Origin of the sequence: Collimonas rhizosphaerae (assembly GCF_038896935.1) — a bacterium.
Lineage (GTDB): Bacteria > Pseudomonadota > Gammaproteobacteria > Burkholderiales > Burkholderiaceae_D > Collimonas > Collimonas rhizosphaerae.
In genome coordinates this window covers 99,219-124,333 of the sequence record NZ_JBANDC010000004.1, presented here as the reverse complement: position 1 = coordinate 124,333, position 25,115 = coordinate 99,219, and the positions used below count along the sequence as shown (strand labels likewise).

Genomic DNA, 25,115 nt, shown 5'->3' with positions numbered 1-25,115 from the left:
TTCAGGCCAGGCGGGCCAGATGGCGCCGCACCGACAGCAACGCACCGGCCAGGCCGAGGCCGGCGCTGATCGCCAGCAGCGCCAGGCTGGCGATCCAGTTCAGCGGCAGCAGGCGGAATTCGGATGCGTACAAGCGGGCGAACTCGGCGATCGCCTGGTTCAGCGGCTGCAGGCCCAGCGCCACCGCGCCCAGCGCCAGTCCGCCGGCGCACAGGCCGAGCAGCGCGCCGGTGTAATAAAACGGCCGGTGGATGAACGCATCGGTAGCGCCGACCAGCTTGGCGACCGCGATTTCTTCGCGCTGGGTCAGCACTTGCAGGCGCACGGTATTGAACACCACGGCCACCACCACCACCGCCAGCGTGGCCGCCAGGAACATCAGCACCAGGCGCAATATTCCCAGCAGCGCCGCCAGCCGCTTGACCCATTCGGAATCGACCTGCACCGTGTCGACCCCGGGCAAGGCCTTGAGGTCAGCCGCAATGGTGTCGATGCGGGCAGCATCGGGCGCATCGTGGAAGCCGGCCAGTTTCAGCACATACGCGTCCGGCAAAGGATTCTGGCCCAGGGTGGTCAGCGCGTCGTCCATGCCGGTCTTGTTTTTCAGGCTGATCAAGGCGTCTTCGCGCGGAATGAACACGACTTTGGCCGAGCTGTGGTGCTGCTGCAGGACGGCGTCGATCGGCTTGGCCAGTGCGGCGGTCTTGTCGCGCGCGGCATCCAGCGCCATGAAGATGCTGATCTCGGGCTCTACCGCCAGCTGCTCGGAGACCGGGCGCACGTTCTCGATCAGGGTCAGGCCGCCGAACGGCAGCGCCAGCGCAATCGCCACCACCAGCACATTCAGCGCAAAGCCGCCGGGCGCCTTGAACAGGTGGGTGAAGGCGTCGCTGATGGCGAACAGGTGTTGTCGCAGCCAGCTCTTCATGCTGCACCTCCGACTGCGGAATTCTGCCAGTGGTCGACGATCTGGCCCTGGTCCAGGAACACCACGCGGTTGGCGCTGTTGAGGAATTGTTCGTCATGGGTGGAAATCAGGCAGGTCACGCCGGCCGCGTGGAACGACCTGAGCGCATCCAGCACCTTGTTGGCGTTGTCGCGGTCAAGGTTGGCGGTCGGTTCGTCGGCCAGGATGATTTGCGGCCGGTTGACGATGGCGCGGGCGATCGACACGCGCTGCTGTTCGCCGCCGGACAGGGCTTGCGGATCGGTGGCCGCCTTGTCCAGCAGGCCGACCTTGTCGAGCGCGGCCTGGGCCCGCTTCTCGGCTTCGGCGCGGGTGGCGCCGGTGACCAGCAACGGCAGCATGACATTGGCCAGCACGCTGCGGTCCTGCAGCAGCTTCTGCTGTTGCAGGATCAAGCCGAGGTTGCGCCGCAGGTAAGGCAGGCCGGAAGATTTCAGTTTGCCGACGTTGGCGCCGCTGACAGTCAGCGTGCCGCTGCTGGGACGTTCGATTGCAGCGATCAGGTTGAGCAGCGTGGTCTTGCCGGCGCCGGACGGGCCGGCCAGGAAAATCAGGTCGCCCTTGTTAACCGTCAATGTGATATCGCGCAGTGCGACCACGTCGCGCGTATATTTCTTGGAGACCTGGTTGAATTCAATCATGGAATGTTAGGGCCTGTCATCAATAATTGGCTTGAAGTTAACTCAGCAGTGCATCCACAAATTCAGCCGCGTCAAACGGCTGCAAATCTTCGATCTGTTCGCCGACGCCGATGAAGTACACCGGGATCGCGCGGGTGGTGGCGATGGCCGCCAGCACGCCGCCCTTGGCGGTGCCGTCCAGCTTGGTGATCACCAGGCCGGTCAGCCCCAGCGCATCGTCGAACGCCTTGACCTGCGCCAGCGCGTTCTGGCCGGTGTTGCCGTCGATGACCAGCAATATCTCATGCGGCGCGGTGGCCATGCCCTTGCCGATGACGCGCTTGATTTTCTTCAGCTCGTCCATCAGGTGCAGCTGGGTCGGCAGGCGGCCGGCGGTATCGACCATCACTACGTTGGTGCCGCGCGCCTGGGCCGAATGCACGGCGTCGAACGCCACCGCGGCCGGATCGCCGGATTCCTGCGCGATCACGGTGACGTTGTTGCGCTCGCCCCAGATCGTCAGCTGCTCGCGCGCCGCGGCGCGGAACGTATCGCCGGCGGCCAGCAGCACCGACTGCTTGTGCGCTTGCAGATGCTTGGCCAGCTTGCCGATGGTGGTGGTCTTGCCGGCGCCGTTGACGCCGGCGATCATCATCACCAGCGGCTGGTGCTGGTCCAGCACCAGCGGCTTTTGCAATGGGCTGAGTAAATCGATCAGCAAGGTGCGCAGCGCCGCCTTGACCTGGGCCGCCTCGGTCAGCTTGTCTTCCTTGACTTTCTTTTTCAAGGCGTTGAGCAGGAAATGGGTAGCGTCGACGCCGGCGTCGGACACCAGCAGCGCCGATTCCAGCTCCTCGTACAGGTCGTCGTCGATCTTGGCGCCGACGAACAGGATGCTCAGGTTGGACGAGGTTTTCGACAGCCCCGTTTTCAGGCGCGACAGCCAGGAGCGTTTTTGTTCCGCCGCCACCGGCGCGGAAACGATCTCGATTTCTTCCGCCGGCACGGCGTTCACGGCAGCCGGAGGCGGCGCGTCAGGGACAGCAACCGCCGCAGCCTCCGCGGCATCGGCCTGTGGCAGCGCCTCTGGCGCGGAAGATTCCGGCAAGGGCGTGACTTCGGGTTTTGGTTTTTTCTTGAAGAAGCTAAACATCTGAGGCCTGATCTGTAAGGCGGTGAAATAGGGCGCTGCAGCAGCCTTTCGGAGGCGGCTGCACAAGAGGTACAATCCCCGGCATTCTATCAGAGCGCAGGCCATCAAATCAGGGATAGCCCGGTGCGTAGAAGCTATTGACGGATTTCCGGCAAATTTTCCCATCTTTATTAAACTTAATGAAAAAACCAAGCAGCAAAAAGCCGCCGAAGACCCCGGTGCACGCCATCAAACCACCCCTGGCGCGCCAGGTCCGCATCATTGGCGGCGCCTGGAAACGCACGCCTTTGGCCGTGCTGGACAGCGAAGGCTTGCGGCCGACGCCGGACCGGGTGCGCGAGACCCTGTTCAACTGGCTGACGCACTTGCTGGACGGCAACTGGAGCACGATACGCTGCCTCGACCTGTTTGCCGGCACCGGCGCGCTGGGTTTTGAAGCCGCCAGCCGCGGAGCGCTGGAAGTGACCATGATCGAGCACAATACGCCGGCGGCGCGCCAGCTGGAAACCACCAAGGCCAAGCTGGACGCGAGCCAGGTGCGGATCCTGCGCAGCGATGCGGTCACCTGGCTAAGCAAGGCTCGCATCGAGGCCGGCGCCGCGGCCGTTGCAGATTCTGCGCGCTTCGACCTGATTTTCCTCGACCCGCCCTACCAGCAGGGCTGGCTGGAAAAAGTGCTGCCGCTATGCCAGGGTTTGCTGGCCGAGCACGGTTTGCTGTACCTTGAATCTGAATTCGCGCTGCAGGAGGACGCTCTGCCGGCCTGGCTGGGCGGCTGGCAGCTGCTGCGGGCGGACAAGGCTGGTATAGTGTTTTACCACTTGCTGAAAAGGCAAGTGCATTCTGCCTGATGCAAATTCAGGCATAATGCGCGATCTGATTGGGGGAAGAAAGATGGTCACAGCTGTTTATCCAGGTACGTTCGATCCGCTCACGCGCGGCCATGAAGATCTGGTGCGTCGTGCATCCGGGCTGTTTGACAAGCTGGTGGTAGGCGTCGCCGACAGCAAGAACAAGAAACCGTTTTTCTCTCTGGAAGAACGGCTGTCGATCGCCAACGAAGTGTTGGGCCATTACCCCAATGTGCAGGTGGAAAGCTTTTCCGGCCTGCTCAAGGATTTCGTGCGCCAGCATGATGCCAACGTCATCGTGCGCGGCTTGCGCGCGGTTTCCGACTTTGAGTTCGAGTTCCAGATGGCGGGCATGAACCGCTACCTGCTGCCGGATGTGGAAACCCTGTTCCTGACGCCGTCCGACCAGTACCAGTTCATCTCGGGCACCATCGTGCGCGAGATCGCCACGCTGGGCGGCGATGTCTCCAAATTCGTCTTCCCTTCGGTCGAAAAATGGCTGAAGGAAAAGCTGGACGCCCAGCAGCCCTGAGCAGCTCGGCAGCGGCGGATCCCCAACGGGATTAAAATGGCGGCAAGGCAGTAAGGCGGGATCACCTGGTCCCGCGGCAACTTGAGTAGAGTAGTGAAATGGCTTTATTGATCACCGACGACTGTATTAATTGCGACGTATGCGAGCCCGAGTGCCCGAACGGCGCGATTTACATGGGACCGCTGATTTACGAAATCGATCCGCATAAATGCACCGAGTGCGTCGGCCATTTCAACGAACCGCAATGCCAGCAGGTCTGCCCGGTCAGCTGCATCCCGCTGGATCCGGCCTGGCATGAATCCAAGGAACAGCTGCAAGCCAAGTACGAGCGCTTGCAGGCCGAGCTGGCGGTGCCCGCCGTCAAGCCGCAGTAACCTCTCTAGAACGCCAGTTCACCCTCGATGTCCTGCCCGATGCGCAGGATCGCGCCATTCCCCTCTCGCACTATCATGTTGACGCCGAAAGTGACGGCGCCGTCGACACGCGGGTTGGCGCGGTAGGTCAGCAGGATATCCATCGGATCGGGGCCGATTTCTCCGCTGGCCTGGTCGATGGCCGGCATCGGGCAGCGCGTGCAGGGTTTTACCGGCTGCAGGCAGACTGGCCCGGCCTGCAGCGTTTCCAGGAAATCCTCTTCAAAAGCGTCCACGCCATCGATCACGATGTTTGGCCGGAAACGGTTCATCGGCAATGGCGTCCGGCCCTGCGCCTGCAGTTTCCGGTTCAGGTCGTCCAGCGACCCCTGCGATATCAGCAGCATCGGATAGCCGTCGGCAAAGCGGGTCGGCGCATCTGCATCGAGCGTCCACTTTTTGCTGGCCAGGCGCCTGGCCGCAGGGTCGAAGCGCACCAGCCTGCAGGGCTGTCCCAAGACACGCGAGAACCAGCCGGCAGCGTCGTCGCCGCAGTCGTGGGCGCTCAGGTTGTCGTCCCAGACGGTCACCGCCAGCGATGCCGCCTGCGCGCGATCGAGCGGCGCGGTCGGAACCGGCAGCGGCGGCATGCCGGGTGCTTGCACGGTCATGGCGCCGGCTTGCAAGGCCGGCACGATCAGGGCCATGGCAGGATGGCTGCGCTGCGACAGGAACTGTCCGCCGCTGTCGACCACCATCCATTCACGGTCGTGCGCATGTTGATGGCTGAGGCCGGCGGCGGTGACGGTGGCGGCCTGCAAGGCAATGCCGGCGCAGGATTTGATCGGGTACAGCGTGAGCGAAGTAATGGTAGGCATGGATTTTTATTCTGTTGAGTCTGATAAGATTGCGCCCAGCCATTCCTGGAACTCGGCGATGGTGGCTGTCTTTTCTGTATCGAAGGGCGAAACCGAGAAGTAGTTGCCGCGGGCCGGGGCGGTGATGTCGAACAGCCGCACCAGGCGGCCATCGGCCAGATGGTTGCGCACCAGGCAGCTGCGCGCCAGCGCGATGCCCTGGTCGGCAGCGGCGGCGTCCAGCAGGTGCATGGGGTCGTCGTACACCGGACCGGTCCGCGGTTCGCCTTGCCTGATGCCGGCGGCGGCAAACCACGGCTCCCAGCCGCCATGGTGGGCAAAGCGCAGCAAGGAGTGGTGCGCCAGGTCGTGCGGCGTGATGGCGGGATGGCTGGCGGCGAAGCGCGGGCTGCATACCGGGAAAATCACTTCCTTCAGCAAGCGTTGGCAGCGGAAATTCTTGTATCCGGCGCGGCCGTACCAGATGGCGACGTCGGCGTCGCTGAAATCCAGTTCGCTGAGTTCGTGGCTGGTGCGCAAGCTGATGTCGATATGCGGATGCTGCCGGTGGAACGCGGCCAGCCGCGGCACCAGCCAGGCGCTGGCAAACGATGGCGGCACGCTGACGCGCAATGCCTGTCCCACGCGCCGGCGCTCGGCCTGGCCGATGTGCAGGGCGCGGTCCAGCGCCAGCAGCGCCTGCCGTACTTCTCCTGCCAGCAGGCGGCCGCCGTCGGTCAGCACCATCTGCCGGCCTTCGCGCTGGAACAGCTTGCGTCCGGTGCGCTGCTCAAGCGCGCGGATCTGGTGGCTGATGGCGCTGTGCGTCAGGTGCAGTTCTTCCCCGGCCCGGGTATAGTTGCCGAGCCGCGCGGCGGCTTCAAACGCACGCAAGGTCTGGGTCGGCGGCAGTCGTTCAAACATGATGGCGAGGAAGGTGTTTGCGCATTTTTCGGTCAATCGGTTAATTCCATTCACATATAAGGATAAAACACTTCGTTGGCCTTGGGGCAGTTTGCTCTTTACCATCGTCATATCCAGTTCTTGATGAGTGACCGGCCTTGAAGCTTGCTACCCGTGTTTTCCTGATATTTTCCTCGGGCTATTTCATTTCCTACCTGGCGCGCGGCATCAACCTGCCGCTGGCGCCTTTGCTCAGCAGCGAGCTGGGTTTGTCGCCGGCCCAGCTGGGGCTGCTGACCAGCCTGTATTTTTTCGCATTCGCCGCCTGCCAGCTGCCGCTCGGCATCTTGCTGGACCGCTTCGGTCCGCGCCGGGTGCTGGCCTGTTTGCTGCTGCTGGCCGCGGCCGGCGCCGTGGTGTCGGCCAATGCCCATGGCTTCAGCAGCCTGCTGGTGGGCCGCCTGCTGCTGGGGATCGGCACCTCAGCTTGCCTGATGGCCGGCCTGAAGGCGATTGTCGCCTGGTTCCCGCACGACCACTTGTCGTTGATGAACGGCGCCATCTACGCCATCGGCGGCCTGGGCGCGGTCGCCACCGGGACGCCGATTGCCTGGGCCTTGGGCCTCACCACCTGGCGCGTGCTGTTCGTGGTGGTTGCGGTGTTGATCCTGATGATCGTGCTGGCCCTGTTTACGCTGGTGCCGGAAAAGGATGAGCAGCATCCGAAAAGCAGCCTGGCGGCGCAGCTGCGCGACATCGGCGGCATTTTCCGCAGCGCGGTGTTCTGGCGCACTGCGCCTTTTGTGATGGCGAGCCAGGGCGTGTTTCTCGGCGTGCAGGGTTTGTGGGCTGGGCCATATCTGCGCGACGTCAGCCAGCTGTCGGCTGCCGCCACAGCCAATATCGTGGCGCTGGCCGGCCTGGCGATGGTGCTGGGCGCGGTCGGTTCCGGCTGGTTGGCGCGCCGTTTGCAGCAGCGCGGGATTTCCTTGCACATGACCGCCGGCGCAGGGATGTTCCTGTTCATGCTGGCGCAGCTGCTGATCGTGCTCGGCGCGCCTTTGCCGGGCTGGCTGCTGTGGGGTTTATATGGCTTGCTGGGCACTTCGGGCGTACTGTCGTATGCGGCGCTGGTGCGCGAGTTTCCAGTCCACCTGGCCGGCCGCGTCAGCACCGGGCTGACCCTGGCGATTTTCGCCGGCGCGTTCGTGGTGCAGTATGGCTTCGGTTTGCTGCTGAATGCCTGGCCGCACGATGCCGGCAGTTATGCGACGGTTGCGCACCGGGCCTCGTGGGCGCTTGCGTTGCTGGTGCAGCTGGCGGCGGGCGCCTGGTTTTGCCGGCCACTGAAGAAACCCGGCCGCGAAAACAGGCCCGGCCGCTAACGCAGCATGAAAGACATCGCCGACAGGCTGTTCAATATCCTGACGGCGTACTGCACCGACGGCGCAGTGAATTCGACGTTGACGCCGTCGATCCGCTGCAGCAAAGGCAGCTGGCAGAACAGGTCGGCCAGCGCCGGGCTCTGGATCTGCAATCTGCAGATAATCGCAGGCGGCAAGATGAAGGGGCGCGCGGCGGCAAGATTGGCCAGTGCGGCCTTGGCGCCCTCGCCCAGCAAACCCAGGGCGCGTTGCGGCGACAGCGAGGTGCCGCTGTTGCTGCCATCGGCGGTCTTGACGCTGACCAGCGTGGCTTGCGGAAACAGCGGCCGGTTTTCTTCCACAAAAACATCGTCGCCGCTGCCGAAAATCACCGGCACGCCGAATTCGCCGGCCAGCGCGCCGTAGATGCCGGCTTCGCCCAGCTCCTGCCCGTTCAGCCAGATACGCGAAAAAGCAAAGCTGTTGATGGTGTGCGCCAGGATGCCGCGGCTTTGCGAACGGCCATGGTAGCCGACCATCATCACGCCGGCGACGCCGCTGTCGACGCCGCTCATCATGCCCAGCAGGCGCGGTTTGCCGAGGATCGCGCTGGCGGCGGGATGCAGCAAGTCAGGCAGCAGGTTGCGGAAACCGCCGTGCGAGTCGTTCACCAGGATCTCGGTGGCGCCGCCGGCCAGCGCGCCCTCGATCACGGCGTTGGCTTCGGCCGTCATCAGGCGCCGTGCGCGTTCGTATTCGGGATTGCCGGCGCGCGTTTGTTCCGGATGGAATACACCGGCGACGCCTTCTATATCAACGGAAATCAGGATTTTCATTATTATGTCCTGTCAGGTGAATCAAGGCAGGCCGGCTGCCGCATCGCGCAGGGACAAGCGCCGGTGGCCGTCGCGTCCGGTCACGGTTTGCGCTGCAAACAGCGCATTGACGATGGCCTGTTCGGTGCTGTCGACCACCGCTTCAAACAGCGGGTCGAGCAAGTTGTCGTGCAAGGAAGCGCTCTGCCGTATGGCGCTGCCGGGGCGAGAGGGCACGGTCTGCGCCGTGGAAAACGCCAGCGCCAGGTCGCCGCTGCCGTGGCCGTAGATCGAGCCGGTGCGGCCCAGGCCGACGCCGCAGCGGGTTGCCAGCCGTCCCAGCTGGCGCGCGTCGAGCGGCGCATCGGTCGCAATGATCATGATGATCGACCCCATCTCGGGTGCGTCTGGCGTGGTTTGCCGCAAACGCCGCAGACCGTTTCCGATATGCTGGCCGGCCAGCGTCAGCGCCGCCAGCTTGCCGAAATTGGCCAGCACCAGCGCACCGACACAATATTGCATGCCGCCGGCGCTTGCATGGCGCGAAGCCGAACCGATGCCGCCCTTGAGGTCGAAACACGACATGCCGCGCCCGGCGCCGACCGCGCCTTGCTCAAACCCGGGCGCGGCGCTGGCCAGCGCTTGCCGATAGTGCTCGGCACTGACCGCCATGGCCTGGATATCGTTCAGGTAGCCGTCGTTGCATTCAAACACCAGCGGATTGACCGTCGGTTCGCTGCGTCCGATCTCCGGGTTGGCCTGGATAGCGGAAATGACCTGGGCCGTGGCGATGCTGCCGACCGACATGGTGTTGGTCAGCGCGACCGGGGTTTCAAGCACCCCCAGTTCCTGCACCTGCACCAGCCCTATGCTCTTGCCGAAGCCGTTGAACACGACCGCGGCGGCGGGCACCTTGTCGCGGAACGGATCGCCGCCGTGCGGGCGGATCACCGTCACGCCGGTCTGGACGGCTCCTTGCGCCAGCGTGGCGTGGCCGACCGTGACGCCGGCGACATCGCTGATGGCGTTCAGCGGGCCGGCCGGCAATCTGCCTATGTGAGGGAGGACCAGGCTCATCGTCTGTCGATTTTAGGATCGAGGGCGTCGCGCAAGCCGTCGCCCAGCAGGTTGAACGCCAGCACCGTGAAGAAAATCGCCAGGCTGGGGAAGATCGCGATATGCGGCGCGGTCATCATGTCGGAACGGGCTTCGTTGAGCATCGCGCCCCATTCCGGCATCGGCGGCTGCGCGCCCATGCCGAGGAACGACAGGCTGGCGGCGGTAATGATGGAAGTGCCGATGCGCATGGTGAAATACACCACTACCGCCGACACCGTGCCGGGGAAGATGTGGCGCAGGATGATGGTGCGGTCGTTGGCGCCTATGCTGCGCACCGCTTCGATGAAAGTCAGGTGCTTCAGCGCCAGCGTATTGCCGCGCACCAGGCGGGCGAAAGTCGGGATGCTGAAAATCGCCACCGCGAAAATCACGTTCGACATGCCGTTGCCGAGGATCGCCACGATGCCGATCGCCAGCAAGATGCCGGGAAAGGCGAACAGCACGTCGCAGATGCGCATGATGATGCGGTCAGGCCAGCCTTCGTAATAACCGGCAATCAGGCCGGCCAGGGTGCCGGCCACGGCGCCTACCGCAACCGACGAAAAGCCGGCGGTCAGGGAAATCCGCGTGCCCATCAGGATGCGGCTGAAAATGTCGCGCCCCAGGGAATCGACGCCGAACCAGTGCGCCAGCGACGGCCCGGCGTTCAGGGCGTCGTAGTCGAAATAATTTTCGGCGTCGTAAGGCGTCAGCCAGGGCGCGGCAATCGCCACCACGATCAGGAACAGCACGAAGCAGCCGGCCGCAACCGCCAGGTGCTGCTTCTTGAACTTGCGCCAGAATTCGCTCCAGGGCGTACGTATGGTGCTCGGCAGCGGCGCGGCGGCAATCGCAGTTGTGGCTGAAACCACGGGATTGGATGGCGTAGACACGGATGGCCTCACTTGTAACGGATGCTTGGGTTGATGACGGCGTACAGCACGTCAACCACCAGGTTGATGAAAATGAATTCCAGCGAGAACAGCAGGATCTCGGCCTGGATCACCGGGTAGTCGCGCATTTCGACGGCATCGATCAGCAAGCGTCCCATGCCGGGCCAGTTGAACACTTTTTCCACCACGATGGAGCCGCCCAGCAGGAAGCCGAACTGCAGGCCCATCATGGTGACTACCGGGATCAGGGAGTTGCGCAGGCAATGCTTGAGCACCACGATGGTTTCCGACAGGCCTTTGGCGCGCGCGGTGCGCACAAAATCTTCCTGCAGGATTTCGACAAACGAGGAGCGGGTGAAGCGCGCCATCACGGCCGCCACCGCTGCGCCCAGGGCCAGCGACGGCAGGATGTAGTGGCGCCAGCTGTCGGCGCCGATAGTCGGCAGCCAGCCCAGCTTGACTGAAAACAGCTCCATCAGCAGCATGCCCAGCGCAAACGACGGAAAGGAAATGCCGGACACCGCGAGCGTCATGCCCAGGCGGTCCGGCCACTCGTTGCGCCATACCGCGGAGACGATGCCGATCACCAGGCCGAACAGCACCGCCCACACCATGCTGGTGACGGTGAGCCAGAAAGTAGGCCAGAAGCGTTCAGCGATTTCGGTGCTGACCGGGCGCTTGCTGCGCAGGGAGGTGCCGAAGTCGCCGCGCAAGGCCTTGCTGAAATAGTTGATGAATTGTTCGTGCATGGGTTTGTCCAGGCCCAGGTCCTGGCGGATCAGCTCGACTGTCTGCGAGTCGGCTTCGGGTCCGGCCACCAGCCGCGCCGGATCGCCCGGCAGCAGGTGGACAAACAGAAATACCATGACCGCCACGATCAGCAAGGTCGGTATCAGGCCCATCAGGCGTTTTAATATATAGGGAAACATGGCATCCAGTCTGTTGCGGTAAGACGCAGGCCGGACCGGCGCGGCCGGCCTGCTGATCTTGCTTGTGTATTGCTTGTGTCTTGCTTGCGCGCCGCTTATTTCAATTCGATTTCATCGAAATTGAAGGAGCCGTCAGGCATGACATAGATGCCTTTCAGGTTCTTGCTGCGTACATACAGCAGTTTTTCAGTCACTAGGAAAGCCCACGGCGCATCTTTCCAGATTTCCGTTTGCGCATCTTTATAGAGCGCGGTCTTTTCCATGCGGTCGGTGGTGGTCAAGGCTTTGGCGATATCAGCGTCGACTTTTTCGCTCTTGTAATAGGCTGTGTTGAACAGCTTGGGCGGGAACGATTCCGACGCCAGCAACGGACGCAGGCCCCAGTCTGCTTCGCCAGTTGAGGACGACCAGCCGGTGTAGTACATGCGCACCGGCGCGTTGGCAGGGACCGGTGCGCTTTCGACTTTCTCTACACGCACACCGGCTTCCAGCGCCATGACCTTGGCCTTGATGCCTACCTGCGCCAGCTGCTGCTGCACGAACTGAATGATCTTTTGCGCGGTAGTGTGATTGTAGGCGGACCACAATTCGGTTTCGAAACCATTCGGATAACCAGCTTCAGCCAGCAGTTGCTTGGCCTTCTTGGGATCGTATGGCCATGGCCCGGTCTTCAACGCATAGTCGACACCTTGCGGCAGCACGCCATCCTGTGGCGTTGCGTAGCCGCTGAAGGCTACTTTGACGAGTGCTTCCTTGTTGATCGCATAGTTGATCGCCTGCCGTACTTTCGGATTGTCGAAAGGCTTTTGCAGCGTATTCATCGAAATGTAGCGTTGCACGATCGACGGCGAGGAGATCAGGTCCAGATTTGGCTTGCTTTTCAGCAGCTCGGCTTGTTCGAAAGGGATACGGAAGGCGAATTGCGCTTCGCCTGTCTGCATCACGGCGCTGCGGGTATTGTTGTCGATCACCGGCTTCCAGGTGATGCTGTCGATCTTTGGATAGCCCTTTTTCCAGTAGCCGTCGAATTTGGTGACCTTCATGTAGTCGGTCTGTTTCCATTCCACGAACTTGAACGGACCGGTGCCGACTGGGTGAAAACCGATGTCCTTGTTGCCGTACTGTTTCAGTGCGGCCGGCGAAATCATCGCGGCGGAAGAGTGCGCCAAGGTATTGATGAACGGCGAGAACGGCTCTTTCAGCGTGATCTTGACTTCATAGTCGTTGACGATGTCGACCTTGGAAATGCGGTTGAACAGGTTGAAGCGCTTGAGCTTGTTTTCCGGGTTGATGACCCGTTCCAGGCAGATCTTGACCGCATCCGCCTTGAAGTCGGTGCCGTCCTGGAACTTGACGCCCTTGCGCAGGCGGATGGTGTAGACCAGGCCGTCCTTGCTGACTTCGTAACCGTCGGCCAGCACGTTGACCACCTTCAGGTCCTTGTCGAAACCGAACAAGCCTTGGTAGAACGACTTGATCGCCGCCTGCGACAGCGTGTCGTTGCTGTCGTACGGATCCAGCGTGGTGAAGGTCGAGTCGACCGCCAGCGTGACGTCCTTGGCGGCAAAAGCGTGGCCGGCGGCAAACTGGGCGGTCAATGCAACGGCGGTGCCGGCCAGCAGTTTTCCGAAATGTCGATTAGTGCGCATGTGCTACTCCCCTGGGTCAAAAAGTCATCGAAGATAAACAAACAGATAAACAAGCAGATAAGGCAGACAACAACGGTTAAGCGGTTAAAAAGCAGCTGAAATCCGGTGGGTCGCAACAAAGTGTCCCGGTCCCACCTGTTTCAGCGGCTCGACCAGCGGCAAATCGCCGACATTGCGGATCGGGCTGGGAATTTCTTCCGGCAGCATCTCGCGCAGGCGATGACGCTGGTTCGGATCGGCGACCGGCACCGCCGCCATCAGTTTCTTGGTGTACGGATGCTGGGGGTTTTCAAAGATCGCGCGGCGCGGGCCGATCTCGACGATCTGCCCCAGGTACATGACCGCAACCCGATGGCTGATGCGCTCCACCACGGCCATGTCGTGCGAAATGAAAATGAAGGAAATCCCCAGTTCACCCTGCAGGTCGAGCAGCAGGTTGACGATCTGGGCCTGGATCGAAACGTCCAGCGCTGACACCGATTCATCGGCGATCACGATCTTCGGGTTCAGCGCCAGTGCGCGGGCGATGCAGATGCGCTGGCGCTGGCCGCCGGAAAATTCATGCGGATAACGCTGCGCATGCTCCGGCAGCAAGCCGACCCGTTCCAGCAGCGCCGCGACTTTTTCTTGCGCGCCTTCAGCCAGGCCGTGCACTAGCAGCGGCTCCATGATGGAATAGCCGACTGTCAGGCGCGGATCGAGCGAGGCGAACGGGTCCTGGAAAATGAACTGGATTTCGCGCCGCAGCGAACGCAGTTCCGAGCGCGGCAGCTTGGCCAGGTCGCGCCCGCCGAACTCGACGCTGCCGCTGGTGATGTCGACCAGCCGCAGCAGCGAGCGGCCGGTGGTCGATTTGCCGCAGCCGGATTCGCCCACCAGCGCCAGCGTTTCGCCCGGATACAGGTCGAAGCTGATCTGCTCCACCGCATGCACGCGTTGCTTGACGCGGCTGAAGATGCCGCTTTTGACGTCGAAGCGGGTGGTCAGGTTGCGCACTTTCAGCAGGGGCTGCTGCTGCGGATCTGAACCTGGAATGCTGCGCACCAGCTTGGCTTCCGCTTCCATTTCAGGAGTGATTGTTGCGCCGGCGATGGCGATCCGCTGCGGCAGGTCGGTGCCATGCATCGCACCCAGGCGCGGCACGGCCGCCAGCAGGGCGCGGGTGTAAGGATGCTGCGGCGCTTCAAAGATCGCATGCACATTGTTTTCTTCGACTTTTTCGCCGCGGCACATGACCACTACCCGGTCGGCGATCTCGGCCACCACGCCCATGTCGTGGGTGATGAAGATCACCGCCATCTGCATTTCATCCTGCAGCGCGCGTATCAGTTGCAGGATCTGCGCCTGTATCGTCACGTCCAGCGCCGTGGTCGGCTCATCGGCGATCAGCAGCGACGGCTTGCAAGACAGGGCCATGGCGATCATCACGCGTTGCCGCATGCCGCCCGACAGCTGGTGCGGATGGCGGTCCAGGATGCGCCGCGCTTCCGGGATGCGCACCGTTTCCAGCATGCGCAAAGCCTCGGCGCGCGCGGCAGCCATGCTCTTGCCCTGGTGCAGGCGTATCGATTCGGCGATCTGCTCGCCGACCGTGAACACCGGATTGAGCGACGTCATCGGCTCCTGGAAAATCATGGCGATTTCCGAGCCGCGGATGTGGCGCATGGTGTTCTGGTCGGCGCTGGCCAGGTCTACCGTGCTGCCGTCGCGCCGCTGGAAATTCATCTTGGCGCCGGTGATGCGGCCGCCGCCGTAGTCGATCAGGCGCATGACCGATTGCGACGACACCGACTTGCCCGAGCCCGACTCGCCGACGATGGCCAGCGTTTCACCGGCGTCGATATGGAAGGACAGGTTGCGCACCGCTTCCACCTTGCGTTCGGAAGTGGTGAAGCCGACGCTCATTTGTTCCACCGTCAGCACCCGGCGGCCGATTTGTCTGTTCATGGAATTGCTTCCTGTGGTTGGCTGCGTCATTTGTAGATCGCCGTTACCGGCGCCATGCCGACCTTGGCGTAACCGCGATACATGCCTTCAGTATTGAACGGCAATGCCAGGTTGCCTTGGGCGTCGATGGCGATCAGGCCGCCACGGCCTTTATACCGCGGCAGCAGGTCCATCACCACCTGTTCGGCGGCGTCCGCCAGGGATTGCCCGGCATATTCCATGCGCGCCGAAATATCGTAGGCCGCTACCGTGCGCATGAATGCTTCGCCGGTGCCGGTGGCGGAAACCGCCACGGTGCGGTTGTTGGCGTAGCAGCCGGCGCCGACCAGGGGCGAGTCGCCGACCCGGCCGACGCGCTTGTTGGTGATGCCGCCGGTCGAAGTGGCCGCCGCCAGGTTGCCGTGCATGTCGACCGCAACGGCGCCCACCGTGCCGAACTTGTTGTCAGGATCGATGGGGGCGATTTCGGCCGCCTTGCTGGTAGCGTCGTGGTCGAGCAGCAGCATACCTTCCTGGTCGCGCGCGCGCAGCCATTGGGCGTGGCGGGCTTCGGTATGGAAGTAGTCCGGCTCCACCAGTTCCACGCCGTGCTGGGCGACGAAAGCTTCCGCGCCGGCGCCGACCAGCAGGATGTGTTCGCTGTGTTCCATCACCGCACGCGCGCCCAGTATCGGATTGCGCACGTGGCCGACGTTGGCGATGGCGCCGGCATCCAGCGTGGCGCCGTCCATGATCGCCGCATCCAGTTCGTGGGTGCCGGCATGGGTGTAGACCGCGCCTTTGCCGGCGTTGAACAGCGGACAGTCTTCCAGCATGCTGACGGCGCAGGCGACGGCGTCCAGCGCGCTGCCGCCTGCGGCCAGGATCTTCTGGCCGGCGCCGAGGATTTCCGCCAGGGCGTCGTGGTATGCCTGTTCCTGCGAGGTGTTCATGGCGCTGCGCAAGATGGTGCCGGCGCCGCCGTGGATGGCGATGGTGGCGATGTCGCCGGGAATGGTCGTACTGTTGTTCACGTTATTTCGCTTTCGCTGCGGATTTTTTGGAAACGGGTTTGCCAGCCTTGTCGGGTGTGCGGCCATCCGGATGATGCAGCCAGGGCAGCACGGCTTCAGTCATCTTCGAGGCGGCATGCACCGAACGGTTGGCGCGGTGGGCGACGGCATCGCATACCGCCTGGATCAGGGCCAGCGCGGCCGCATCCGAAGTCGGCGACAGCAGCCGCTCGGTCTGTGCGTACAGCGTGACGTCAGCCAGCGGCACCAGCGGCGAAGTCGGCGCATCGGTGAGCGCCAGCACCGGCGCCGTGCGCTCCTTGGCGCGGCCGGCCAGTGTCACGGTATCGGTGACGTAGCGCGGGAAGGCGAGGGCGATCACCAGGTCGCGCTGGTCCAGCTTGAAGAATTGGCGCGCAGCCTGCGAAGGGCCGCCAGGGCCCGCCACCGACAGCACCGTGCGGCAATACGGCTCCAGCGCATGCGCCATGATGCCGGCCAAAAAGGCGCTGGCGCCGAAGCCGAGGATGAAGATGCGGTCAGCGTTGATAATCATGCTGACGGCCCGGTCGCAATGCGCCGGCGACAAGGCGCGCTGGGTAGCTTCCAGGTTTTGCATGTCGGCCCTCAGTGCGGCAGCCATGATTTCGGCGCTGCTGGCGGGGCGCAGCACCTGGTCGCGCAGCTTTTCCACCGGCGCCAGCGACGAGGCGAAATCCAGCACCAGCGCCGCGCGGAATGCGGGGTAGCCGTCGAAGCCCAAGGCATGGGCGAAACGGTTGGCCGTCGCCAGCGAAACGCCGACTGCGTCCGCCAGTTCGTCGATGGTCATGGTGGCGGTATGGAACACGTTCGCCAGTACATAATCGGCGGCCTTGCGGTGTGCTTTCGACAGTTCTGGATAGGCTTTGCCTATGCGCGCTGCGACCGCGCTTTCGCGTTGCCATGCCGTGATTGCGGAATGTTGCACCATCTGCCCCTTGGATTGATTTTTATAATTTGTGTAAATATATTTTCATTTTCATCGCAAGTAAAGGAAATTTATTTTCTTTTTTGAGGTGTGTATTTTGTGCCATCGGATATGCGCGCAACTGGTGCGCGGATGGCTTGGAAATGCGGCTTTGCACCATTTTTGCCGGGTGATTGTCTGCAACGGTGCATGGGGAAACCAGGGAGGAATTACGGCGGAACGTAGTTGCGTGTATTCTGCTGGGCAGGCGCAAAGCGCAGTTCATGACGCCGCCATAACGGAGAAAAAATGAGTGAAAACGCAGAGAGTTTGAGCCGCCGGCTGATCCGCAACTTCAATGACGTGCCGCTGGAGCATCAGGTGCGCGAACCTATGTACGACACGCTGTGCGCGCGCCTGGCCACCGGCAGCGCGGCCCGCAAGCTGGGCGCCAGCGTGGATATCGTCGCCCCCGGCAAGATATCCTGCCCGTATCATTTTCATTACGCGCAGGAAGAGATGTTTATCATCCTGGAGGGCAGCGGCACGCTGCGGGTGGCGGGGGAAATGCTGCCGCTGCGCAGCGGCGATGTGATCTTCATTCCGCCCGGCCCGGAATATCCGCACCAGCTTGTGAATACTTCAGACCAGCCGCTGAAGTATCTTTCAATCAGCACCAAGGAGCAGCCCGAGGTCTGCGAATATCCCGATTCCGGCAAGTTCCTGGCGATGGCCGAGGCCGGAGGTGAAAGGGTTTTCGACGTGATCCAGCGCAAATCGAATGACCTGGATTACTGGGAAGGCGAGCCTTAAGGAAAACAGAGCCTGCCCGCCCGGCGCAGGATCAGGCAGCCGCGTTGCTGTTCTGGTCAAGGCCGACATCGCTGTTGGCCGCATTGTAGATTTCCAGGTCCAGCAAGCCTTCTTCCTTCGCCACCAGCACCGGCACCAGCATCTGTCCGGTAACGTTGGTCATGGTGCGCATCATGTCGAGGATGCGGTCGATGGCGACCAGGTAGCCGATGCCTTCCAGCGGCAGGCCGGCCGAACTCAGCACCAGCGTCACCATCACGATTGCGGTGCCGGGTACGCCGGCGGTGCCGAACGAACCGAGCACCGAAGCCAGCATGATGATGAAATACTGCGACAGGTCCAGGTGCAGGCCGAAATACTGGGCCACGAAAATCGACGCGATCGCCGGGTAGATGGCGCCGCAGCCGTCCATCTTGATGCTGGCGCCGAGCGGCACTGCGAACGCGGCATATTCCTGTTTCACGCCGAGGTTATGCACCACGCTGCGCAGGGCGATAGGCATGGAAGCAAAACTCGATGAGCTGGTGAAGGCTACCTGCATGGCCGGGAAGGCGCCGCGGAAAAAGCGGATCGGGTTGAGGCGGTGCGTGAGCAGCAGGCCGCCGTACACCACCACGATGTGCAGCGCGCAGGCGATGTACAAGGTGAAGACGAAGTTCCCCAGCGGCAGCAGGCGTTCGAAACCGTAGGAGCCGACCAGCGCGGCGATCAGGCCGAAGGTGCCGAGCGGCGTCATTTCCAATACAAAACGGGTGATCTGGATCATGGCGCTGCTGGCTTCGCCCATCAATTCGCGCACTTGCTTGACCTTGTCGCCCAGCTTGACCAGCGCCATGCCGAGCAGCGCGGCGAAGAAAATCACTTGCAGGATCTTGCCTTCGGTCAGCGCCTTGAACGGGTTCGACGGCACCACGTCGAGCAGCACCTGGATCGGCGTCGGCACTTCACGCACGGTGTAGTCGGCGGCAATCGCGAGCTGGCCCAGGTTCTGGCCGGGATTGGTGAAATTGGCGACCAGCAGGCCGACGCCGACCGCCAGCACCGCGGTGATGGCGAACCAGAGGAAGGTCTTGCCGCCCAGTGCCGCGACGCTCTTCATGCCATGCAGGCTTGAAATGCTGTTGGTGACGGCAAAGAAAACCAGCGGCACGGCGATCATCTTGATCAGCGTGACATACAGCTTGCCGAGCGGGCCGAACCAGGTTTCGGCAGGGGCGCCAACCAGCCAGCCGGCCAGTGCGCCAAGTACGAAGCCGCCCAGTACACGTTGCCAAAAGGGGATGCGGAACCAGAAAGAAAAAATGTTCATAGAGTGATCAGGGAATAAGTATGTGTCTTGCCGTAAAGCGGAGGCAAGAGCGTGGCAAGCCCGAGAAGGCGCGTAAACCGGATGACCCGAGAGTATCGGGGCTGGCCGCACGTGCGTCCAATATTTTTTTGCTCTATCGATATGTTTTGTTGTTATGTTGATATCGAAGCCGCATAAATAAGAAAGACGGTGAGTGGGCACATCTTGCCTACGCATTACGTCGAAAGAAATAGCAGACCTGATTAGCCGAAACACACCGAATAAACCGGCGGCATGGAGTTGGAAATGGTCTGCCAGCTGTCGCCGCTGTTTTCCGACAGCCAGACGTTGCCGGTAGTCGAGGCCATCAGCAGGGTGCGTCCGTCATCCGCCACAGCCAGGCCATGGCGATAGATCAGGTCGTAGCAGTGCTGCTGCGGCAGGCCGTTGCGCAAGGCGGTGAAGGACTTGCCACCGTCGGTGGTGCGTGTGACCGCCAGGGCGGCATCCGACGGGATGCGTGTCTGGTCAGCCTGGGCCGGGGCAAACCAGGCGGTATTGCCGTCGCCTGGATGCACGGCCACGGCGAAACCGAAATTCGACAAAGGCGCGGTGCTGACTTCCTGCCAGTCTGCGCCAAAGTTGCTGGAGCGCCAGATGCCATTGTGATGCTGGCACCAAAGCTGATCGGGGGTATCCCTGGCTCCTGCAATCCGATGCGGATCTTGAATATTCTGATCGTCGACGCGCTCCGGCGGCATGTAGCTGGCGCTCATGCCTTTTGCGCTCAAGCGCCAGTTGTCGCCGCCGTCATGTGTAACCCAGGCGCCGCCGCAGGAAATGCCGACCAGGACATGGCGGCTGTCGCGCGGGTCGACGCAAATGCTGTGAATTCCCGGAACGTCGTAGCCGCCGCCGAACCATTCCCTGCGCTCGGGCGCATCCCACAGGGAACTTACGAGTGCCCACGATTCGCCGCGGTCGCTGGAACGGAACAAGCCGCCCGGCAAGGTGCCGGCCCAGATGGCGCCGGGCTGGTCGGCGCCGCCGCAAGCGAGCGACCAGATGAATTTCACGCTCCAGTCGACCGGATCGCTTGCGTCTTCGGGCTTGAGGGGATAAGCCGGCGCGGCAATTTCAGTCCAGTGCTCCGCCCCGGCATCCTTGCGATGCAGCTTTACACCGAAATGGCCAAGGTTCAGCGCGGCGTAGAGTGCGCCGTCGCGCGGGTCCGCCAGCACCATGGAAACCGGCTCGCCGAGAAAGGCAATTGGGCCCAGGGCCCAGCGGCCATCTTGCTTTTGCAGTGAAAATAATCCTTTGCGGCTTGCGATCCAGGCGCGGTCATTCATGGTCAACCTCCGGAGAGAGCTTGCAGAACGTGCACCTTGCTGTGCGCCGCCAGCGGCGCGTTCAGATGCACATGGTCGCGTACGGTATGGCCGTCGATGAAAATCGCGACATTCGGCCGCAGGCTGCCTTGTTCATCGAGCAGATAAGAGCGCAAACGCGGGTTGGATGCGAATGCTGTTTCCAGCCCTGCGCGCAAGGTGAGGGCGTCGGTGTGGATTTCCGGCACGGAAATAAAGCGGGCAAGCTGCGGTGTAAAAATGAGTGTCGCCATGGATAATCACCATCGGTCACCAGAACTGTTGAATCGCAGCCACAGTCATATTGCGCCTGCTGTAGCTACTATAAATCGATACTGTATTTTTTTGCGATGCCTAGGTGATAACTGCCGCTGAGGCCCTAGGCAACAGTTTGATTTTTATTATTTTCACTATAATGAGCCCATCCTTGGCCTCTGTCACCGTCCGGTTTGAAAACAACGCGCCAACCCCTCTACCAACGTTTTGCCGAGCAGATCAGGGCTTCGCTGCAGAATGGCGTGCTGCGTCCCGGCGATCGCCTGAGTTCGGTGCGGCAGGCCAGCCAGCAACACGGCTTGAGCATCACGACCGTGGTGCGTGCCTACGAACTGCTGGAAAGCGGCGGCTTGATCGAAAGCCATCCGCAGTCGGGTTATTTTGTGCGCGCCCGGTTTGGCGCCGAATCGACGTCGACCTTGGCATCGGCCTTGGCGCATGATCCAGCGTTTCCTGTCGCCCATGTGTCACCGGCTGAACCTGACCGGTCGCAGCCGCTGCCGGTATCGGCCGAGGTAGATGTCAGCCGCCACGTATTGGCGACCCTCAAATCGATTCACCAGAACGATGCCGTCCCGCTCGGTTCGCCATACCCCGATCCGACCTTGTTTCCGGCCCGCCGCATCAGCCAGTACAACGGCGCCATCTTGCGCAGCGGCGGCCCGCTGGGTGTGCTGGACGATTTGCCGCCAGGCCATCCGGACCTGATCCGGCAGATCGTCAGGCGTCACCTGGAAACCGGCCTTAGCGTCGATCCCGGCGATGTGGTGATCACGGTGGGCGCCACCGAAGCCATCAACCTGTGCTTGCAGGCGGTGGCGAAAGCGGGCGATACGATCGCGGTAGAGTCGCCGACCTTTTACGCGATGCTGCATGCGATCGAACGGCTTGGCATGCGCGCCATCGAAATCCCAACCGATCCGCGCTTGGGAATGGATATCGCGGCGCTGAAGAAAGTCATGCAGAGCCAGCCGGTTGCGGCTTGCATGGTGATGCCGAATTTCCAGAATCCGCTGGGTTTCGAAATGCCGGAAGAAAATAAACGGCAACTGGTTGAGCTGGGTTCACGCTACAACATGCCGATTATCGAAAACGGCGTCTGCAACGAGCTGTATTTCGGCACGGCGCATCCGAGCGTCCTGAAGGCTTACGACAAGCGCGGCATCGTGCTGTACTGCTCATCGTTTTCCAAGAGCCTGACTTCCGCTTACCGCATCGGCTGGACCTTGCCGGGACGTTATCGGGAGCAGGTGGAAAAGCTGAAATTCCTCAACACGCTCAGCACTTCGACTTTGCCGCAACGGGCCATCGCTGCTTATCTGACGGCTGGCGGCTACGACCGTCATCTGCGCCGGGTGCGACGCACCTTGCAACAACGCTGCGACATCATGAGCGCTTTTGTCGGCCGTTTTTTTCCAGCCGGCACGCGCATCACGCGGCCGGCCGGCGGTTATGTGCTGTGGATAGAATTGCCGGCGGCGATCGACTCCATGATCTTGTATCGGCAAGCGCTGGCGGAAGGCATCACGATTGCGCCGGGCCGCTTGTTTTCCACTTCAGACGCCTACCGCAGCTTCATCCGCATGAACTACAGCTACAGCTGGACGCTGCAGATCGAACAGGCGATCCGGCGCCTGGGCGAGATGCTGGCCGCCATGCTGGAATGACTCAGGCGGTTGCCGCCTGGCTTTCATCCAGGGCGTCGAAAATCGCCATCCCGAACGGCGTCAGGGCAGCGCGGCCGGTGCCGTCTTCGTTGAGCGCGACGCTGACGATTTCCGCGTTTTCCAGCGCGCTGAGATGACGCCGCAAGGTGCTCATCCTTTGCTCCACCCGCTTGCTGAGTTTTGCCAGCGACATGCCGGGGCCGGCGCTGCGAGCGCGTCCATCGCCGGCCTCGGCATGCAGCGCGGACAAGATCGCCAGCACCGCATCGTCAATCTGATCGTCCCGATTCATCATTGCATCACGCTGCCATCTGCATGGAGCGGCGCATCAGCACCGGGATCGACTTCGAGGTTGGCGTCCGTGCTTTATCCGCAAAGCTGTTGAGCGGCACCAGCGGATTGGTTTCCGGATAGTAGCTGCTGATGCAGCCGCGCGGGATATCATATTCCACCAGCAGGAAACGGTCGGCGCGGCGTTCGATGCCGTCGTCCCAGACGCCGACCAGGTCGACCCAGTCGCCCGGCGCGAAACCCAGCATCTGGATGTCGAGCAGGTTGGCGAACACTACGCGCCGCTGCCCGAACACGCCGCGGTAGCGGTCGTCGAGCCCGTAGATGGTGGTGTTGTACTGGTCGTGCGAGCGGGTCGTCATCAGGGTCATCAGCTCGGGCCCGTATTTGCGGCGCGCCTGGTGGATCGGCGTGTCCTTGGGAATCGCATGGACGATGAACTGGGCGCGGCCGCTGGCGGTTTTCCAGACCCGCTCGCGCGAAGCGACGCCCAGGTGGAAACCGCCCGGATGCTTGATGCGCGCGTTGTAGTCCTTGAAGGCGTCGTACACTTTTTCGATGTCGTCGCGGATCAGGGAGTAATCCTTGACGTAGTCCAGCCACTGTATGCGGCTGTCCCTGAGCGTGGCGTGCGCCAGGCGCGCCACGATGTCGATTTCGGACAGGCAGGTCTTGGCCACCGGCTTGTTGATGCCGTAGGAAATGTGCACCATGCTCATCGAGTCTTCCACCGTCACGCCTTGTGCGCCGGTTGCCTGGATGTCGATTTCGGTGCGGCCGATGGTCGGCAGGATCAGGGCTTCCTTGCCATGGATCAGGTGGCTGCGGTTGAGCTTGGTGGTGATGTGCACGGTCAGCGCGCAAGACTGCAGCGCTTCCCAGGTGCGCGGGGTGTCGGGCGTCGCCATGGCGAAATTGCCGCCGAGGCCGATGAAGACCTTGACCTGGCCTTGCAGCATGGCTTCGATGGTGCCGACCACGTCGAGCCCGTGTTCGCGCGGCGGCTTGAAGCCGTACACCTTTTCGATGCGGTCGAGGAAAGCGGCGGTCGGCTTTTCGTCGATGCCGACGGTGCGGTCGCCCTGCACGTTGGAATGGCCGCGCACCGGGCACAGGCCGGCGCCGGGACGGCCGATATTGCCGCGCAACAGCATCAGGTTGGACACCATCTGGATCGTCGCCACGCCATGCTTGTGCTGGGTCAGGCCCATGCCCCAGGTGGCGATCACGTTCTTGCCGCGCACGTACACCTGGGTCAGGCGTTCGATGTCATCCCTGGCGACGCCGGATTCGGTGACGATGTCGTCCCAGCTTTCGGCGCGGATGTCGGCTGCGAATTCTTCAAAGTAAGCGGTGTGCTCGGCGATGAACTGGACGTCGATGATACGTTCGCCATTGTCCTGCAGGGCTTGGTCGTCCAGCTCCAGCACGCGCTTGATCACGCCCTTGACCAGCGCCAGGTCGCCGCACAGGGTAGGACGGATGAACATGTTGCTGATCGCGGTGCCGGCGCGCGACAGCATGTCGGACGGGTGTTGCGGGCTGGAGAAACGTTCCAGGCCGCGCTCGCGCAAGGGATTGATGGAAACGATGGTAGCGCCGCGCTTGGCGCACTCGCGCAGTTCGCCCATCATGCGCGGGTGGTTGGTGGCCGGATTCTGGCCGAAGATCAGGAAGGTGTCGGCCAGGTCGAAATCGTCCAGCGTCACCGTGCCCTTGCCGACGCCTACGGTTTCGGGCAAGCCGACGCTGGTCGGCTCGTGGCACATGTTGGAGCAGTCGGGAAAATTGTTGGTGCCGTATTCGCGCACGAACAGCTGGTACAGGAACGCCGCTTCATTGCTGGTGCGGCCGGAGGTGTAGAACGACGCCTGGTTCGGATCGTCCAGCGCGTTCAGGTGATCGCTCATCAGGGTGAACGCGTCTTGCCAGGTGACAGGCCGGTATTTGTCGCTGGCGGCGTCATACGCCATCGGTTCGGTCAGGCGGCCGTGTTCTTCCAGTTCATAGTCCGATTGCTGCAGCAGGGCGCTGACGCTGTTCTGCGCAAAAAAATCCGCGGTAACCCGTTTGGAGGTGGCTTCCGCCGCCACCGCCTTGACGCCGTTTTCGCAAAACTCGAAGGTCGATGCGTGATCGCGGTCCGGCCAGGCGCAGCCGGGGCAATCGAAGCCGTCCGGCTGGTTTTGTTTCAGCAGGGTGCGTATCCCGCCGCCCGGCACTTTTTCCTTCAGCAAATGCAGGGCCACATATTTGAGGGCGCCCCAGCCGCCGGCGGGGTGGTTGTACTGCTCGATTTTCTGGTCGCTCAATTTCATTCCTTGTGGCGCTGCCGGCCTGTAACGCGGGTCCGGTGCTTGCGCAAAACGCGCAGGGTCAGGTGGAGTGTAGCCAGGGCTTTGCTGCGGTAGCACATACAGTGGACGCGGTAGATTTAGAGCACAGTTACATATTTATGAATTACTGTGCTTTTATTGTAAAAAAAGAAATGAATCCCGAGTGTTGGGTAGGGATATTGGTCGGCATTTGTGAACACTG

Annotated in this window: 24 protein-coding genes; 6 read left to right on the top strand and 18 right to left on the bottom strand. The window is 62.2% G+C overall.

The features are described from left to right. Window position 1 precedes the first annotated feature (1 nt). From ftsX to ftsY, 3 genes are read right to left on the bottom strand one after another with little or no spacing between them, the layout of a single operon-like run. A complete protein-coding gene (gene ftsX / locus V8G57_RS06915) occupies window positions 2-928 on the bottom strand; it encodes a permease-like cell division protein FtsX (protein ID WP_092394785.1) in 927 nt (308 codons plus the stop codon). Further along, window positions 925-1,608 (bottom strand): cell division ATP-binding protein FtsE, encoded by a 684-nt coding sequence (locus tag V8G57_RS06910; RefSeq protein WP_092394788.1) that lies wholly within the window; start codon window positions 1,606-1,608, stop codon window positions 925-927. The genes ftsX and V8G57_RS06910 overlap by 4 nt, the downstream gene beginning before the upstream one ends. Window positions 1,609-1,645: 37 nt before the next feature. Next, the gene (gene ftsY, locus V8G57_RS06905) at window positions 1,646-2,740 is read right to left on the bottom strand and encodes a signal recognition particle-docking protein FtsY (protein ID WP_092394791.1); all 1,095 of its coding nucleotides are present in this window, start codon (window positions 2,738-2,740) and stop codon (window positions 1,646-1,648) included. A 179-nt stretch (window positions 2,741-2,919) separates the two neighbouring features. Here ftsY and rsmD point away from each other — a divergent pair, with 179 nt between their 5' ends. The 3 genes from rsmD (at window position 2,920) to V8G57_RS06890 (ending at window position 4,497) form a co-directional block, all read left to right on the top strand. Beyond that, a complete protein-coding gene (gene rsmD / locus V8G57_RS06900) occupies window positions 2,920-3,591 on the top strand; it encodes a 16S rRNA (guanine(966)-N(2))-methyltransferase RsmD (RefSeq protein ID WP_092394794.1) in 672 nt (223 codons plus the stop codon). 43 nt (window positions 3,592-3,634) lie between these two features. Then, window positions 3,635-4,123, top strand: a complete 489-nt coding sequence (gene coaD, locus V8G57_RS06895; RefSeq protein WP_038485166.1) for a pantetheine-phosphate adenylyltransferase — start codon at window positions 3,635-3,637, stop codon at window positions 4,121-4,123. A gap of 98 nt (window positions 4,124-4,221) precedes the next feature. Then, a complete protein-coding gene (locus tag V8G57_RS06890) occupies window positions 4,222-4,497 on the top strand; it encodes a YfhL family 4Fe-4S dicluster ferredoxin (protein ID WP_092394797.1) in 276 nt (91 codons plus the stop codon). Window positions 4,498-4,502: 5 nt separating this feature from the next. On the opposite strand, the gene V8G57_RS06885 is transcribed toward V8G57_RS06890, so the two are convergent. Both V8G57_RS06885 and gcvA read right to left on the bottom strand, forming a co-directional pair. Continuing rightward, window positions 4,503-5,354 (bottom strand): MOSC domain-containing protein, encoded by an 852-nt coding sequence (locus tag V8G57_RS06885; protein WP_342828765.1) that lies wholly within the window; start codon window positions 5,352-5,354, stop codon window positions 4,503-4,505. A gap of 6 nt (window positions 5,355-5,360) precedes the next feature. Beyond that, complete coding sequence (gene gcvA, locus V8G57_RS06880; protein WP_342828764.1) at window positions 5,361-6,293, bottom strand: transcriptional regulator GcvA; 933 nt, start codon at window positions 6,291-6,293, stop codon at window positions 5,361-5,363. A gap of 101 nt (window positions 6,294-6,394) precedes the next feature. On the opposite strand from gcvA, the gene V8G57_RS06875 reads away from it, so the two are divergent. Next, a complete protein-coding gene (locus V8G57_RS06875) occupies window positions 6,395-7,621 on the top strand; it encodes an MFS transporter (protein WP_342828763.1) in 1,227 nt (408 codons plus the stop codon). On the opposite strand, the gene V8G57_RS06870 is transcribed toward V8G57_RS06875, so the two are convergent. From V8G57_RS06870 to V8G57_RS06835, 8 genes are all read right to left on the bottom strand, one after another. After that, entirely contained in the window at window positions 7,618-8,436 is an 819-nt protein-coding gene (locus V8G57_RS06870) for a M55 family metallopeptidase (protein WP_342828762.1), read from the bottom strand. The genes V8G57_RS06875 and V8G57_RS06870 overlap by 4 nt on opposite strands. Before the next feature lie 21 nt (window positions 8,437-8,457). Beyond that, window positions 8,458-9,492 carry a DmpA family aminopeptidase gene (locus V8G57_RS06865; protein WP_342828761.1) on the bottom strand — a complete coding sequence of 345 codons (1,035 nt, stop codon included), beginning with the start codon at window positions 9,490-9,492 and terminating at the stop codon, window positions 8,458-8,460. Beyond that, a complete protein-coding gene (gene gsiD / locus V8G57_RS06860; RefSeq protein ID WP_425458242.1) occupies window positions 9,489-10,406 on the bottom strand; it encodes a glutathione ABC transporter permease GsiD in 918 nt (305 codons plus the stop codon). Before gsiD ends, V8G57_RS06865 begins: the two co-directional genes overlap by 4 nt. Window positions 10,407-10,414: 8 nt before the next feature. Further along, window positions 10,415-11,335, bottom strand: a complete 921-nt coding sequence (gene gsiC, locus V8G57_RS06855) for a glutathione ABC transporter permease GsiC (RefSeq protein WP_061542200.1) — start codon at window positions 11,333-11,335, stop codon at window positions 10,415-10,417. Between the two features lie 95 nt (window positions 11,336-11,430). Further along, a complete protein-coding gene (gene gsiB, locus V8G57_RS06850; protein ID WP_342828760.1) occupies window positions 11,431-12,984 on the bottom strand; it encodes a glutathione ABC transporter substrate-binding protein GsiB in 1,554 nt (517 codons plus the stop codon). 84 nt (window positions 12,985-13,068) lie between these two features. Beyond that, window positions 13,069-14,931, bottom strand: coding sequence for a dipeptide ABC transporter ATP-binding protein (locus V8G57_RS06845; protein WP_342828759.1), 1,863 nt, complete (start codon window positions 14,929-14,931; stop codon window positions 13,069-13,071). Window positions 14,932-14,957: 26 nt separating this feature from the next. Next, window positions 14,958-15,944, bottom strand: coding sequence for an isoaspartyl peptidase/L-asparaginase family protein (locus V8G57_RS06840; protein ID WP_342828758.1), 987 nt, complete (start codon window positions 15,942-15,944; stop codon window positions 14,958-14,960). Between the two features lies 1 nt (window position 15,945). Next, on the bottom strand, window positions 15,946-16,896 hold the full coding sequence (locus tag V8G57_RS06835; RefSeq protein ID WP_342828757.1) for a MurR/RpiR family transcriptional regulator: 951 nt from the start codon (window positions 16,894-16,896) through the stop codon (window positions 15,946-15,948). A 285-nt stretch (window positions 16,897-17,181) separates the two neighbouring features. Here V8G57_RS06835 and V8G57_RS06830 point away from each other — a divergent pair, with 285 nt between their 5' ends. Then, on the top strand, window positions 17,182-17,685 hold the full coding sequence (locus V8G57_RS06830; protein ID WP_144739839.1) for a cupin domain-containing protein: 504 nt from the start codon (window positions 17,182-17,184) through the stop codon (window positions 17,683-17,685). A gap of 31 nt (window positions 17,686-17,716) precedes the next feature. On the opposite strand, the gene V8G57_RS06825 is transcribed toward V8G57_RS06830, so the two are convergent. The 3 genes from V8G57_RS06825 to V8G57_RS06815 all read right to left on the bottom strand — a co-directional run bounded on the left by V8G57_RS06825 (window position 17,717) and on the right by V8G57_RS06815 (window position 20,597). Then, entirely contained in the window at window positions 17,717-18,994 is a 1,278-nt protein-coding gene (locus V8G57_RS06825) for a dicarboxylate/amino acid:cation symporter (RefSeq protein WP_092394835.1), read from the bottom strand. Window positions 18,995-19,236: 242 nt separating this feature from the next. Beyond that, the gene (locus V8G57_RS06820) at window positions 19,237-20,325 is read right to left on the bottom strand and encodes a WD40/YVTN/BNR-like repeat-containing protein (RefSeq protein ID WP_342828756.1); all 1,089 of its coding nucleotides are present in this window, start codon (window positions 20,323-20,325) and stop codon (window positions 19,237-19,239) included. A 2-nt stretch (window positions 20,326-20,327) separates the two neighbouring features. Beyond that, a complete protein-coding gene (locus V8G57_RS06815) occupies window positions 20,328-20,597 on the bottom strand; it encodes a MoaD/ThiS family protein (protein WP_342828755.1) in 270 nt (89 codons plus the stop codon). Window positions 20,598-20,792: 195 nt separating this feature from the next. Between V8G57_RS06815 and V8G57_RS06810 the strand changes: the two genes are divergently transcribed. After that, complete coding sequence (locus V8G57_RS06810; RefSeq protein ID WP_342828754.1) at window positions 20,793-22,286, top strand: aminotransferase-like domain-containing protein; 1,494 nt, start codon at window positions 20,793-20,795, stop codon at window positions 22,284-22,286. 1 nt (window position 22,287) lies between these two features. Here V8G57_RS06810 and V8G57_RS06805 read toward each other — a convergent pair whose 3' ends face one another. Then, window positions 22,288-22,581 carry a helix-turn-helix domain-containing protein gene (locus V8G57_RS06805; RefSeq protein ID WP_342828753.1) on the bottom strand — a complete coding sequence of 98 codons (294 nt, stop codon included), beginning with the start codon at window positions 22,579-22,581 and terminating at the stop codon, window positions 22,288-22,290. 4 nt (window positions 22,582-22,585) lie between these two features. Beyond that, window positions 22,586-24,895 (bottom strand): FdhF/YdeP family oxidoreductase, encoded by a 2,310-nt coding sequence (locus V8G57_RS06800; protein ID WP_342828752.1) that lies wholly within the window; start codon window positions 24,893-24,895, stop codon window positions 22,586-22,588. Between the last annotated feature and the right edge of the window lie 220 nt (window positions 24,896-25,115).

Bases quoted from the DNA above. Each gene is read 5' to 3' on its own strand.
- ftsX (WP_092394785.1), bottom strand. From the start codon at position 928: ATGAAGAGCTGGCTGCGACAACACCTGTTCGCCATCAGCGACGCCTTC.
- V8G57_RS06910 (WP_092394788.1), bottom strand. From the start codon at position 1,608: ATGATTGAATTCAACCAGGTCTCCAAGAAATATACGCGCGACGTGGTC.
- ftsY (WP_092394791.1), bottom strand. From the start codon at position 2,740: ATGTTTAGCTTCTTCAAGAAAAAACCAAAACCCGAAGTCACGCCCTTG.
- rsmD (WP_092394794.1), top strand. From the start codon at position 2,920: ATGAAAAAACCAAGCAGCAAAAAGCCGCCGAAGACCCCGGTGCACGCC.
- coaD (WP_038485166.1), top strand. From the start codon at position 3,635: ATGGTCACAGCTGTTTATCCAGGTACGTTCGATCCGCTCACGCGCGGC.
- V8G57_RS06890 (WP_092394797.1), top strand. From the start codon at position 4,222: ATGGCTTTATTGATCACCGACGACTGTATTAATTGCGACGTATGCGAG.
- V8G57_RS06885 (WP_342828765.1), bottom strand. From the start codon at position 5,354: ATGCCTACCATTACTTCGCTCACGCTGTACCCGATCAAATCCTGCGCC.
- V8G57_RS06870 (WP_342828762.1), bottom strand. From the start codon at position 8,436: ATGAAAATCCTGATTTCCGTTGATATAGAAGGCGTCGCCGGTGTATTC.
- V8G57_RS06865 (WP_342828761.1), bottom strand. From the start codon at position 9,492: ATGAGCCTGGTCCTCCCTCACATAGGCAGATTGCCGGCCGGCCCGCTG.
- gsiC (WP_061542200.1), bottom strand. From the start codon at position 11,335: ATGTTTCCCTATATATTAAAACGCCTGATGGGCCTGATACCGACCTTG.
- gsiB (WP_342828760.1), bottom strand. From the start codon at position 12,984: ATGCGCACTAATCGACATTTCGGAAAACTGCTGGCCGGCACCGCCGTT.
- V8G57_RS06845 (WP_342828759.1), bottom strand. From the start codon at position 14,931: ATGAACAGACAAATCGGCCGCCGGGTGCTGACGGTGGAACAAATGAGC.
- V8G57_RS06835 (WP_342828757.1), bottom strand. From the start codon at position 16,896: ATGGTGCAACATTCCGCAATCACGGCATGGCAACGCGAAAGCGCGGTC.
- V8G57_RS06830 (WP_144739839.1), top strand. From the start codon at position 17,182: ATGAGTGAAAACGCAGAGAGTTTGAGCCGCCGGCTGATCCGCAACTTC.
- V8G57_RS06825 (WP_092394835.1), bottom strand. From the start codon at position 18,994: ATGAACATTTTTTCTTTCTGGTTCCGCATCCCCTTTTGGCAACGTGTA.
- V8G57_RS06820 (WP_342828756.1), bottom strand. From the start codon at position 20,325: ATGAATGACCGCGCCTGGATCGCAAGCCGCAAAGGATTATTTTCACTG.
- V8G57_RS06815 (WP_342828755.1), bottom strand. From the start codon at position 20,597: ATGGCGACACTCATTTTTACACCGCAGCTTGCCCGCTTTATTTCCGTG.
- V8G57_RS06805 (WP_342828753.1), bottom strand. From the start codon at position 22,581: ATGATGAATCGGGACGATCAGATTGACGATGCGGTGCTGGCGATCTTG.
- V8G57_RS06800 (WP_342828752.1), bottom strand. From the start codon at position 24,895: ATGAAATTGAGCGACCAGAAAATCGAGCAGTACAACCACCCCGCCGGC.